Source organism: Rhizobium sp. PvP014, from assembly GCF_017876855.1.
GTDB lineage: Bacteria > Pseudomonadota > Alphaproteobacteria > Rhizobiales > Rhizobiaceae > Neorhizobium > Neorhizobium soli.
Window position 1 is genome coordinate 88,073 of the sequence record NZ_JAGIOT010000001.1, and the last position, 12,465, is coordinate 100,537.

12 protein-coding genes are annotated in these 12,465 nt (G+C 59.6%); 8 read left to right on the top strand and 4 right to left on the bottom strand.

Annotated features, from left to right (window positions below):
• Nucleotides 1-6: 6 nt before the first annotated feature.
• The 3 genes from J3A65_RS00420 to J3A65_RS00430 all read right to left on the bottom strand — a co-directional run bounded on the left by J3A65_RS00420 (nucleotide 7) and on the right by J3A65_RS00430 (nucleotide 3,545).
• Nucleotides 7-1,080, bottom strand: a complete 1,074-nt coding sequence (locus tag J3A65_RS00420) for an ABC transporter ATP-binding protein (protein WP_209898368.1) — start codon at nucleotides 1,078-1,080, stop codon at nucleotides 7-9.
• Between the two features lie 40 nt (nucleotides 1,081-1,120).
• A complete protein-coding gene (gene glpD, locus J3A65_RS00425; protein WP_209898371.1) occupies nucleotides 1,121-2,647 on the bottom strand; it encodes a glycerol-3-phosphate dehydrogenase in 1,527 nt (508 codons plus the stop codon).
• Between the two features lie 100 nt (nucleotides 2,648-2,747).
• The gene (locus tag J3A65_RS00430) at nucleotides 2,748-3,545 is read right to left on the bottom strand and encodes a DeoR/GlpR family DNA-binding transcription regulator (RefSeq protein WP_209898374.1); all 798 of its coding nucleotides are present in this window, start codon (nucleotides 3,543-3,545) and stop codon (nucleotides 2,748-2,750) included.
• A gap of 449 nt (nucleotides 3,546-3,994) precedes the next feature.
• Here J3A65_RS00430 and J3A65_RS00435 point away from each other — a divergent pair, with 449 nt between their 5' ends.
• The 8 genes from J3A65_RS00435 to copD all read left to right on the top strand — a co-directional run bounded on the left by J3A65_RS00435 (nucleotide 3,995) and on the right by copD (nucleotide 11,383).
• Entirely contained in the window at nucleotides 3,995-4,537 is a 543-nt protein-coding gene (locus J3A65_RS00435) for a sigma-70 family RNA polymerase sigma factor (protein WP_209898377.1), read from the top strand.
• A complete protein-coding gene (locus tag J3A65_RS00440) occupies nucleotides 4,530-5,300 on the top strand; it encodes an anti-sigma factor (RefSeq protein WP_062576492.1) in 771 nt (256 codons plus the stop codon). Before J3A65_RS00435 ends, J3A65_RS00440 begins: the two co-directional genes overlap by 8 nt.
• Nucleotides 5,301-5,317: 17 nt before the next feature.
• Nucleotides 5,318-6,034 (top strand): Bax inhibitor-1/YccA family protein, encoded by a 717-nt coding sequence (locus tag J3A65_RS00445; RefSeq protein ID WP_062458877.1) that lies wholly within the window; start codon nucleotides 5,318-5,320, stop codon nucleotides 6,032-6,034.
• A 235-nt stretch (nucleotides 6,035-6,269) separates the two neighbouring features.
• Complete coding sequence (locus tag J3A65_RS00450) at nucleotides 6,270-8,171, top strand: potassium transporter Kup (protein WP_062458874.1); 1,902 nt, start codon at nucleotides 6,270-6,272, stop codon at nucleotides 8,169-8,171.
• Between the two features lie 94 nt (nucleotides 8,172-8,265).
• Nucleotides 8,266-8,673, top strand: a complete 408-nt coding sequence (locus J3A65_RS00455) for a hypothetical protein (RefSeq protein WP_209898380.1) — start codon at nucleotides 8,266-8,268, stop codon at nucleotides 8,671-8,673.
• 91 nt (nucleotides 8,674-8,764) lie between these two features.
• The gene (locus J3A65_RS00460; protein ID WP_209898383.1) at nucleotides 8,765-10,129 is read left to right on the top strand and encodes a PepSY domain-containing protein; all 1,365 of its coding nucleotides are present in this window, start codon (nucleotides 8,765-8,767) and stop codon (nucleotides 10,127-10,129) included.
• 10 nt (nucleotides 10,130-10,139) lie between these two features.
• Nucleotides 10,140-10,502 carry a copper homeostasis periplasmic binding protein CopC gene (copC, locus tag J3A65_RS00465; RefSeq protein WP_113110071.1) on the top strand — a complete coding sequence of 121 codons (363 nt, stop codon included), beginning with the start codon at nucleotides 10,140-10,142 and terminating at the stop codon, nucleotides 10,500-10,502.
• Nucleotides 10,499-11,383 (top strand): copper homeostasis membrane protein CopD, encoded by an 885-nt coding sequence (gene copD / locus J3A65_RS00470; RefSeq protein ID WP_348635240.1) that lies wholly within the window; start codon nucleotides 10,499-10,501, stop codon nucleotides 11,381-11,383. Before copC ends, copD begins: the two co-directional genes overlap by 4 nt.
• A 3-nt stretch (nucleotides 11,384-11,386) precedes the next feature.
• Here copD and J3A65_RS00475 read toward each other — a convergent pair whose 3' ends face one another.
• Nucleotides 11,387-12,460 (bottom strand): lactonase family protein, encoded by a 1,074-nt coding sequence (locus J3A65_RS00475; protein ID WP_209898389.1) that lies wholly within the window; start codon nucleotides 12,458-12,460, stop codon nucleotides 11,387-11,389.
• Between the last annotated feature and the right edge of the window lie 5 nt (nucleotides 12,461-12,465).

The following is a 12,465-nucleotide window of genomic DNA, read 5'->3' on the forward strand; positions in this document are numbered from 1 at the left end:
TTCCCCCTAAGCCGCAGCCGCAGCGATTGCCCGGCCATCGCTGCCGAACGCCATCAGATGTCGGGTATCGAGAAAGACTTCGATGCCGGTATCTGGATCAATGTTGTGAATGCCGGGCGCCAGCATGACCCATTTCACGCCTTCATATTCAAGATGCACGAAGCTTTCCGAACCGGTGATTTCCGAGATCTGCGTGCGGGCGGCAAGGCGGGCCGAATTCTCGGTCTGCTGCGTGAAGCCCAGATGATGTGGATGAAACGCAACCGTCAGAGGACCATCCGGTATGGTTCCGAGATGCGCAGGCAAGGGAAGAACGTCGCCTTCGCGGTGGCGGAGCCCGCCACCCGACTTGACCACCTCGATGAAATTCAGCGGCGGATCGGCAAAGGTCTTCGCGGTCGTCAGATCCGCCGGCCTTCTATAAATGTCGATCGTCGGCCCGAACTGGGTGATGCGGCCCTCGGAAAGGGTTGCCGTATTGCCGCCCAGCATCAGCGCTTCCGAAGGTTCGGTCGTCGCATAGACAAAGATTGCGCCGGACTGGGCAAAGATCTTGGGAAGCTCTTCCCGCAGTTCTTCACGCAGCTTGTAATCGAGGTTGGCGAGTGGCTCGTCCATCAGCACGAGGCTGGCGTTCTTGACCAGGGCGCGGGCAAGGGCGGTGCGCTGCTGCTGGCCGCCGGAGAGATGCAGCGGCGTACGGTCGAGATAGGGCGTCAACCGCAAGAGTTCCGCAGCCTTGCGCACCTCGCGGTCGACGGTCGCCTTGTCCTTGCCGGAAATGCGCATCGGCGAGGCAATGTTTTCATAGACGGTCAGGAGCGGATAGTTGATGAACTGCTGGTACACCATCGCGATATTGCGCTTTTGTACCGGCATGCCGGTCACGTCTATTCCATCGAAATAGACAGCACCCTCCGTCGGCCGGTCCAATCCAGCCATCAGCCGCATCAGCGATGTCTTGCCCGAAAGCGTCGGGCCGAGCAGCACATTCAGACTGCCACGCTCGAGCGTAAGGTCGCTCGGGTGAATATGATATTCGCCCGCCACCATTTTCGCAGCTTTTCGCAATTCCAACATGCTTGTTCCCCTGCCTCCTCACAGCGGGAACACATGCCGCTTATCCGGCGATCCTTTCCGGTATTGCGGCCATGTACTCCTCCAAAACCCTCTTCTCGTCAGCGTCGAGCCGTAGCCCGTCCTTGGTTCTCCTCCAAAGCACGTCCTCGGCGCTTAACGCCCATTCCTGATCGGCAAGATAGCGAACCTCCACCTCATAGAGTTCGCCTCCGAAATTATGCCCAAGATCCTCTGCTCGAGCAGCGTTGCCGAGCAATGTGGCGGCCCTCGTACCGTAACGGCGGACCAGCCTACGCGCATGGCGATCGGTCAGGAAGGGATATCGCGCCTTCAGCCCAGCGACTTCGCTTTCGTAGCCGCGGGCAGGGAAATCGCCACCCGGGAGGTGGCTGTCAGCGGTCCAGGGCTTGCCTTTGACGCCGATGGCTTCGCCGATCTTTTCGACCGCATGTTCCGAAAGCCGTCGATAAGTGGTGAGCTTGCCACCGAACACATTGAGAAGCGGCGCTCCGCCCTCCCCGAGGCCGACCGTATCCAGCTTCAACACATAGTCGCGGGTTGCCTCCTGCGCTTTCGAGGCGCCGTCGTCGAACAGCGGTCGGACAGCCGAGTAGGTCCAGACGATATCTTCCTTGCGCACCGGCTCCTTGAAATACTCGCTCGCCGCCTTGCAGAGATAGTTGGTTTCCTCTTCGGAGATCCGAACGTCCTTCGGATCCTCCTTGAAGTCGCGATCGGTCGTGCCGATCAGCGTGAAATCCTCTTCGTAGGGGATAGCAAAAATGATCCGGTTATCCGGGTTCTGGAAGAAATAGGCGCGCGGGTCGTCGAACTTCTTCTTGACGACGATATGGCTGCCCTGAACCAGCCGGACATGGTGCGCTTCGTTTTCGCCGAAGGCGGAGCGGATCACCTGGTCCACCCACGGGCCGGCGGCATTGACCAGCATACGAGACTTGTGGGTCTGACTGGAGCCGGTGACCGTGCTTCGGGTAACAATCGTCCAAATGCCTTCTTCGCGCCGCGCCGAAACGACTTTCGTGCGCGGAAGGATCAGGGCACCCTTGTCGGCAGCGTCACGGGCGTTCAGCACCACCATCCGCGCGTCGTCCACCCAGCCATCGGAGTATTCGAAGGCCTTCGTAAACACTGATTTCAAAGGCTTTCCGGCCGGATCTTTGCGCATATCAAGCGTTGCCGTCGGCGGCAGGAGCTTGCGGCCACCCAGGTGATCGTAGAGAAACAACCCCAGCCGGATCAGCCAGGAGGGTCGGACGCCACCCTTGTGATAGGGGAGAACGAAGCGCATCGGCCAGATGATATGTGGTGCCATTGCCCACAGCACTTCGCGCTCCATAAGAGACTCGCGCACCAGCCGAAATTCATAATGCTCGAGATAGCGCAGCCCCCCATGGATAAGCTTGGTGGCGCCTGACGACGTGCCTGAGGCAAAATCGTTCATTTCTGCCAAGGCGACCGAATAGCCGCGACCCACAGCATCGCGCGCGATACCGCAACCGTTGATCCCTCCACCGATCACAAAGACGTCGTGAATTGCCTGACTCATTATCCCCTCGCTAAGCCCTGTCCCCTCACAGAGCCCGGCTCGACATGCCGGCAGCGGCAAATCGAAAGCTAACCCCATTAGAGTGAAAATATCTCGAATGTCAAACGAAAGAAGACGCGTGCGTTGCAGCATCCGAGGTGGCTGTTTCGATCAGCGCAACATTCGTCTGATGGCAAAGATCACGGATCAGTTCGGACTGGCAGGCGTCGGTGATGAACGTATGAACCTGGGAGATCTGGGCGATACGAACCGGCGCCGTTCGTTCGAATTTTGTCGAGTCGGCCACGAGGATCACATGCCGGGCGTTGGCAATGATCGCCTGCGCCACTTTCACTTCGCGAAAATCGTAGTCGAGCAGAGCGCCGTCGTGGTCGATGGCCGACGCACCGATGACCGCATAGTCAACCTTGAACTGCCGGATAAAGTCGACGGCCGCCTCGCCGACGATGCCGCCATCAGACTGGCGAACGACACCCCCGGCAATGACGACCTCGATATCGTCGACTACTCTCAACCTGTTGGCAACGTTGATATTATTTGTAATGACCATAAGGTCCTTGTGGGCGGCCAGCGCTTCACCGACGGCCTCCGTCGTGGTCCCGATGTTGATGAACAGGGACGCTCCGTCCGGAATGAGGGCTGCCGCAGCCTCGCCGATCGCCTGCTTCTCGACGGCAGCGATCTGGCGGCGCGCTTCATAGCGCATGTTCTCGATGCTGCGCGGAAACGTGGCTCCACCATGGATGCGGTTGAGGACGTCCGCCTCACAGAGATCATTCAAGTCCTTGCGGATCGTCTGCGGCGTGACGGAGAACTGAGTGGCCAGATCCTCCACCAGGACCCGCCCGGTCATCCTCGCCACCTCGACGATCCTTGCCTGCCTGTCCGTCAGATGCATCTCGTCCCCGTGCTTTCGTTTTCTTTCACTTTGAGACAAAAGCCGCGCGCAGGCAACAGCCTTTACGAAGGAGGTCGCCTGAGGACGTTGCCATAGGGTGAAAACGAAAAGAGCCCGCCGCGGGAGGAGGTGCGGCAGGCTCTTCAAAACACGAGAGCAACGGCTGGGAGGAGGAGTGCCGGTGCTCTGCTGCAGAAACCTCTGGGAGGAGGAGGGAGGGTTCTGCGTGTCTGACGATTTGGGAGGAGGTAAATCGTTTCGACAAGATGGAAGATACGCTAAACCCGCTCATTTTCTAGGCAGGAATTGTCAGGGCAGACATGCACCGGACGCATACCTACCTTGGCCGTCAAAACGAGGGTTTGCCCTGCGTCTTTGAAGGGCAAAAAATCACGAAAATAATTTCTGACTAATGGAATAAAATCCGGCCGGCGTTCGTATAAGCAGGTATGGACCGGAACAAACGCTCATTCGACGTGATCGCACAGCTTGCCGCGTTGAGACGCTACGCACGCTCGCTTGCGCGCAACTCTGTCGACGCCGAAGACCTGGTGCATGACGCGCTGGTCAAAGCGTATGAGAAGCGTTCAACCTTCCACTCGGGTGGAAATCTGCGGAACTGGCTGCTCTCGATCGTCCACAACACGCATCTGGACGGTCGCCGCAGCGCCCTTGCCCGTCGTCGCCGCGACGACCTGTTTGCCGATGATGGCTCGACCGCAACCGAGCCGTCCTATCCGGCAGCGCAGGAACATTCGGTTCGCCTGCAGCAGGTTCGCGAGGCTTTCATGACCTTGCCGGAGGATCAGCGCGAAGCGTTGCACCTCGTTGCGGTGGAAGACCTGTCCTATCAGGAAGCCGCCGACACGTTGGGTATTCCAGTCGGCACGCTGATGTCGCGGATATCGAGGGCCCGTGCTCGGCTGCGCAGCATGGAAGATGACAAAGGGCGTAGCGGCCACCTGAAAATCGTAGGAGGCAAAGATGAATGAGACCGGAACGGTCGTCCTGAATGACCTCGACGCCTACGTGGACAACCAGCTCGACGCGGCGGGACGCCTGCGTGTCGAGAACTACCTGTCCAGCCACCCGGAAGACGCCGCACGCGTCATGGCAGATCTCGGAATGCGGACGACGCTGAAGCTCGCTCTCACCGATGACGCCGTGCATGGCAGGACGGAGACCCGCGAGGCGGCGAGACGACTTTCCGCGAGCCTTGAAAGCCGGCGTACTTTTACCGCTCTCAGACGCGTCGCGGCGATTGCCATGCTTGTTTCGGCAGGATGGTTTGCCAATTCCTCGATCGGTCCGTTTGGTCCAAGCGAAGTCAATGCTTCGGTCCAGCCGCCGGCACTGATCGAAAACGCGGTGCGGGCGCACGAGACGTCGCTCGTTCGCGAAAAAATGCCATCCCAGCCGGAAGCAAGGACCTACGACCGGGAGGACATCCGCGCCGCAACGGCAATCGTCATGCCAGAACTGCCCAAGGGCTGGCAGGTAACCGACGTGCAGATCTTCCCTTCGGACTACGGCCCAAGCGTCGAGGCAAGTATGCGCACGGCCGATGGCGTCAGAGTATCGCTCTATGCGGTGCGACCTGGCCATTTCGCGGTCGAGCCGATCAAGGACATGAATATGCCGAAGGCCGAAGCGGCCTGGTGGCAGATCGGCGACGTGGCTTACGCCGTGGTGTCGAGCACGACCGATATCGGCCTCGCAGACGAGGCCGAGCTTCTCAAGAATTCCCTTTACTGATCAACAGGAGATTCCGAATGTATGAAAACGACCGGCGCTGGGGCGCCACGACAGCACAATCCGGCGCAGTCTTCGATGAAGGCCTTCGCCAGCACATGCTGCGCATCTACAATTACATGGGGCTTGGCCTCGTCATCACCGGTATCGTCGCCTTCATCGTCGGCACCACGCCGGCGCTTTACGTGCCGATCTTCTCCAGCCCGCTGAAGTGGGTGGTGATGCTGGCGCCGCTCGCCTTCGTGTTCTTCTTCTCGTTCAAGATTCAGTCCATGTCGGCCGCCTCTGCGCAGATGACCTTCTGGGCGTTCTGCGCCGTCATGGGTCTGTCCCTTGCTTCGGTATTCCTTGTATTTACCGGCGCAAGCATCGCCCGCACCTTCTTTATCGCCGCCACCATGTTCGGCGCGACCAGCCTTTACGGCTACGTCACCAAGCGTGACCTCGCCAAGTTCGGCTCGTTCATGATCATGGGTCTGATCGGTGTGATGATCGCTTCGATCGTCAACATCTTCCTCGGCTCCAGCGCCCTGCAGTTTGCCGTATCGGTGATCGGTATCGTCGTATTCGTCGGCCTGACTGCTTGGGATACCCAGAACATCAAGCAGCAGTATGCAGAAAACTACGATCAGGAAAGCCAGCAGAAAATGGCCGTGATGGGCGCGCTGTCACTCTACCTGAACTTCGTCAACATCTTCCAGCTGCTGCTCAATTTCACCGGCCAGCGCGAAGAATAGACGACAAGAACAACCGGTTCCGAGACACCTTTCGGACCTCTACCAGCAGGGCGGATCACTCCGCCCTGCTTTTCTGTGACCACGCGAATGACGGCCTGCTGAAGGATATCGACCTGCGACTTCAGATGAAATAGGAATGCGTGGATCGAATTCGTTCAACACGTGTTTACGCGTCTATTCCGGCAGTAAACCGTTCGAGCTCGTTCGGTTGGAAAACCCTCAGACTGGAGTCCGCATGACATCCTCGACCGCCGGTTCGGCCGACAAAGCCGCAGGCCACCGGAAATTTCTTGTCCTGCTCTTGGGCTCGATCGGCGTCGTCTACGGTGATATTGGCACCAGTCCGCTCTACGCGTTCCGGGAGGCTCTGCGACCATTTTCAGAGAATGGCGTCCAGCCCGAACATGTCATCGGACTGATCTCTCTGATGGTTTGGACACTGACGATCATCGTCACGTTCAAATACGTCCTGTTCCTGCTTCGCGCCGATAATGACGGAGAAGGCGGCACGCTGTCGCTGCTTGCCCTGTTGATGAAGAAGACAGGCGGCTACATGCCTGTCCTGTTCTTTGCAGGCCTGATCGGTTCGGCTCTGTTCATCGGCGATGCAATGATCACACCCGCACTGTCGGTCATGTCGGCGCTTGAAGGTATGAAGCTCGTGACGCCCGCCTTCTCCGACTATGTCTTGCCGCTCTCAGCCGCGATCATGGTCGGCCTGTTTGCGATCCAGTCCAAGGGCACCGAAGCAGTTGCCAAATTCTTCGGCCCGATCACGGTCGTCTGGTTTCTGGCGATGGCATGGGGTGGCATGATCCATATCGGCGACGATTGGACCATCCTCGAAGCCCTCAACCCTATCAATGCGCTCTGGTTTATCACCCATGCCGGCTGGGCGGGTCTCATCGTGCTCGGCGCGGTATTTCTGACCGTGACGGGCGCGGAAGCCCTTTACGCCGATCTCGGCCATTTCGGTCGCAAGCCAATCAGTGTCGCCTGGTTCATCCTCGTGTTTCCCGCGCTGGCATTGAATTACCTTGGGCAGGGCGCGTTGGTCCTGAGCAACCCGGCCGCCATCGAGAACCCGTTCTACCTGCTTTATCCGGACTGGGCGCTGCTGCCGATGGTCATTCTGGCGACGATGGCAACCGTCATCGCCAGCCAGGCTGTCATTACGGGCGCGTTTTCGCTTGCGCGCCAGGCCGTGCATCTCGGCTTCCTGCCGCGTTTGATGATCAAGTTCACCTCGGAAACCAATACCGGCCAGATCTATGTTCCGGCCGTGAACATGATTCTGTTCATCGGCGTCCTGGTGCTGATCTTCTCCTTCGGCGATTCGGAATCGCTGGCAACCGCCTACGGTATCTCGGTCACGGGCGCGATGGTCGTGACAACGCTGATGTCGTTCCAGTTCTTGCGGGCGGTGCGCGGATACTCGGCCCTCATCGCCGGCGCACTTCTGCTGCCGCTGCTGTTGATCGAAGCGGTGTTCCTTGCCGCAAACCTTCTCAAAATCCACGACGGCGGCTGGGTGCCCGTGGCGCTCGCCTTCTTTATCATGATCCTGATGTGGACGTGGACGAAGGGTTCGAAATACATCAAGGACAAGACCGCCAGGAACGACATCCCGCTGGAAGTCTTCATTCCGATGATCGAAAAGGAATCCGATCATTCGCCGGTCGTGGTTCCCGGCACTGCAATCTTCCTCACCAGCGTTCCCAACCGGACGCCGGCAGTCCTGCTGCACAACATCAAGCACAATCATGTCCTGCACGAACAAAACGTCATCCTGACGATCTGGACGCAGGACAAGCCCTACGTTCCCGATCGCGAACGGGTGGAAATGAAACGCATTTCCAAACGTTTTATCCGCCTCGACATCACCTTCGGCTACATGGACGAGCCAAATGTCACCAGAGCGCTGACGCTCTGTCGGAAGGCGGGCTTCAAGTTCGAGATCATGCAGACCTCGTTCTATCTGGGACGGCGGAACCTGGTCAGCACACCGAATACCGGGTTGCCGGCCTGGCAGGAGCAGATCTACATGGCACTGGCCGATTTCGCGATCGACCCATCCGCCTATTTCAAGCTCCCACCCAACCGTGTCGTGGAATTGGGAGAGCAGGTGGCGATCTGACCTGATCCCGTTCGTCATCACGCGGACAGTATGCCGCATTGTACTTGCGCCGGGGTGTGCTATCGAAAGATCGAACCCCGTGCACGAGGACGCGATGGGAAGGCTGGTCGGCAAATCGGAACAATGGGCGGTGCGCATTCTATGCGCCATCGCGCTTGTTGTTCTCGGCCTCTCGCATCAGCCGCCTGCCCTTGCAGCCACCGGTTTCGATCCGGCTGACTATGCCGAGTATGTGCTGCCGGACGGCACGCTGCCGACGCTCTGCGTCACGTCAAACAGCGATCGGCCTGACCGGGACGGACAACACCACCATAGCCAATTCGCCAAGACCGACTGCGAAGCCTGCCGCATAAGCGCCGCGGCCATGGTGCCACCCGCGCCGATCCACGCAGAACGGGTATTCCTCGCCCAAGAACTGGCCAAGTATCCGTTCCCGGCGGGCGAGATCACCCGCCAGTTATATCCGCCGAATACCGGTCCCCGAGCACCCCCCTTCGCCTGATGATCATTTGAGCCTCCGCTGCGGCTTTTGCCCGCGGCTTGTTCAATGTTGCAGATCGGCACAGCCCCGCCTGCCATCAGGATGATACCGAATGACCATCTTAACTTCCGCCTCACCCGCGGAAAGCGACGCCTCGAGCGTTTCGCTTTACCGCGCCCTATGGCGCTGGCATTTCTTTGCGGGTCTTCTCGCCATTCCCTTCATGCTCAACCTAGCCATCACCGGTGGGCTCTACCTGTTCAAGGACGAAATCAACGATACGTTTTTTGCATATCGCTACCAGGTGGAAGCCGCCGGTTCGCCGCTTTCGCCGGACCGGATCGTCGAAGTCGCCGCATCCGCCGTCCCGGGTTCGGTGGCGCGCTCTTACAAGGACCCTGCTTCGGCAACACGGAGCGCCATAGTCACCGTGTCGTCCAAAGCCGGCTCCACGCTCGTCTTCGTCAATCCCTACGATGGCGACGTGCTGGATACGGTCGCGTCCGCCGAAGAGTTCAATCAGGTGGTCAGAAGCATCCACAGCCTCGCCTATTTCGGTACATTTCCCAACATCCTGACAGAGATCGCCGGCGGCTTTGCCATGGTTCTGGTCGCGACCGGGATCTATCTCTGGTGGCCGCGGCGACAGACCGGCGGTGTGGTGACGGTGCGCGGAAATCCTTCGCGGCGGGTGTTCTGGCGCGACATGCACGCGGTCACCGGCGCTTTCGGAGGGTTGCTGATCTTCTTTCTCGCCGCCACAGGCATGTTCTGGTCGAACACCTGGGGCAGCAATGTCCAGGCCTGGCTCACCAACAAGGGCCTCGGCTATCCCGCAGAGCTTTGGGACAACGTGCCGGTGTCGAAGAAGGTGACGGGCGATGTCGCGCCCAATAGCGGCTGGAGCGTCGAAAAGGCGCCGGTGCCGATGTCGGGTACGCTGACCGGCGAACCGATAGGCCTCGGAAAGGCCGTCGCGATCGCGAAGGATCTGGGCATAGCCCCGGGTTTCGATACGGCGATCCCCCGCACGGAAACGGGCGTCTATACCGCCTCCATCTTTCCTGACGACCTTTCGAAGGAAAGGACGATCCATATTGATCAGTATTCCGGAACACCGCTGGTCGACATGGGTTATCCGCTCTATCCGGCGCCTGGAAAGGCTGTCGCGTGGGGTGTCAATGTTCATATGGGCCAGGAATGGGGTCGGTTTAACCAGATGCTGATGCTCGCCACCTGCCTTGCAATCGTCTTTACCTGCGTCACCGCTGTCGTCATGTGGTGGAAACGCCGTCCATCCGGCCGCCTTGGCGTCCCGCCGATGCCGCCGAGCCGTTCCGTCTATTTCGGTCTGTGGCTGATCACGCTGGTTTTTGCCATCGCGTTTCCGATGAGCGGGATTGCGATCGTCGCGATGATCGCCTTCGACCAGATCGTCGTCCGCTTCGTTCCGCCGCTCAAACGCGCCTTCGCTTAAAGGAAAACACATGCGTAACACACTCATCGCTTCGCTTGCACTCGCGGCTTTTGTTGCCGCCGCTGGCCAGGCTGCTGCCCATGCCAGCGTCAAATCAACGACCCCAACCGACAAGGCATCCGTTGCATCGCCGGAAGAACTGGACCTGGCATTTTCCGAAGCCCTGAACCTGCCGTTCAGCAAGCTTCACCTTCTCGGCCCCGACGGCAAGGAGATCGAGATCGGCAAAGGCGTGCTGAAAGACGCTGACAAGACGCTGACTGCGCCGGTCACCGGGCCGCTCAAGCCCGGCACATATACGGTCAGATGGAATGTGCTTTCGGTCGATGGCCACAAGACCAACGGCACTTACACGTTCACCGTGAAGCCGTGACAACGGCTGAGACCCTCATTGTAGTCTGCCGTTTCGGCTTCTACGCAGGCGCCCTGTTCCTCTGGGGCGCCGCAACCTATATCGCCGGTTTTGTGCCGGACGGTCTACGGCAATCGGTGTGGGCGAAGCTCACACCGATCCGCGGCCTGTCGGTGCTTGTGATAGCGGGTGCGACGGTTGCATCTCTGCCGCTCAGCGCCGCCCTTCTCGGCGACGGCTGGCAGGATGCGGCGGATCTCGGTATACTGTGGACGGTCATAACCCAGACCAGTATCGGCACCGTCTGGATAGTGCAGGCGATTGCTGCAGGCCTGTTGTTCGCGGCCCTTACGCCCTCCTCGCGCTCGAAAATCCTGCCGACGGCGCTGGCGGCTATGGTCGCTCTCGCCAGCCTTCCGATCTCCGGACACGCCGCTATCCACGATGGACCGTTGCGCCTGCTGCACCGGGCGAACGATCTGCTGCACCTTCTCTCGGGCGGGTTCTGGTTCGGGGCGCTGTTACCGGTCGCTCTGCTTCTCCCCGCGCTCAGGGACCAGTCGACTCGACACGATGCCACGACCGCTTTGATCGGCTTTTCCCGGGCAGGTCATGTTGCCGTGGCACTTGTGATCGTAACAGGGCTGTTCAGCACATGGCTCATCGTCGGCGGCCTGCCGCTTAACTGGTCCTTGCCCTATCAGCTGCTGCTTTCGGCCAAGATCTTGATCGTTGCAACCATGGTCGCGCTGGCGATCGTCAACCGTTACGTCTTCGTGCGGCTGCTCGACCGCAGCTCGCTGATGTATCGAAGCCTCGTCTGCGCGACGGTCACGGAAATCGGGCTTAGCCTCGGAGTGCTCGCCCTCGTCGCCTATTTCGGTCGTTTGCAGCCGGTCTAGACGTCAGGCGAACAGGACGCAGACGGGACTGCCGATCTCGAACGGCTCGCCGATGGTAGTCAGCGTTCCGTGTTCCCCATTGATCTCAAAGAACACCAGCGAGTGGCTGTCCTGGTTGGCGACGATGAGATAGCGACCGGTGGGATCGATGGCGAAATCCCGCGGGATTCTGCCCATGGTGGGATACCAGCCGAGGGTTCTCAACCCGCCATCGGCCAAAATTTCACAGGCGACGATCGTGTCGTGGCCGCGGTTGGAGACATAAAGAAACCTGCCATTCGGATGAATTTTGATCGCCGCGCAGGACGACGTGCCGGCAAAATCGGCCGGCACTGTGCTGGTTTCTGACAGGAGCGTGAAATTGTCTCCCTCGATGGCATAGGAGCCGACGGTGCAGGCGGCCTCATGCGCGACGTAGAGCCGGCGGCCATCCTGCGAGCAGACGATATGGCGTGGAAGCGAACCGCCGGACACGTGCAGCACGACATCCGGCTCTGAGCCTATTCCCTGATCGCCGAATGCATATCTGGCGATCTCGTCGGTCCCGAGATCGCAAACGAGAACATGCCGATCGCCAGGCATGACCAAAACCTGGTGCACATGCGGGCCTTCCTGCCTGTCGGTGACGGGGCCGGATCCTGTCCGCTGGATCACCATGACCTCGTCGTCATTAGGAAGACCCTGATGATCAAGACCGTAAGCGACCGCACTTCCGCTGCCGTAATTGGCAACGAACAGGCGCTCCCCTGACCTGTCGAGCGTGACATGACAGGGCGCAGAACCTCTTGCCGAAACTCGCTTCGCCAATTTTAGACCGCCGTCCCCGTCGATCTGCAGCACAACCACGCCCGCCTGCGCCTCGTCGTCGACTTCCTCGACGGCGTAGAGGACGCGTCCATCCTGCCCTTGCGCCAGATAGGTGGGGTTGCGAATCGCTTCAAACGCCGCGACCTCTTCGAATCGCGCTGTTTTTAGATCAAGGGAAAGCAGGCTGACGCCTTTTCCCTTTCCCTCCACATGCGGCATCGATTCCGTGTAGCTGCCTATGATGACGCGCGCCGTCTGAAGATCGTCCATGCTGT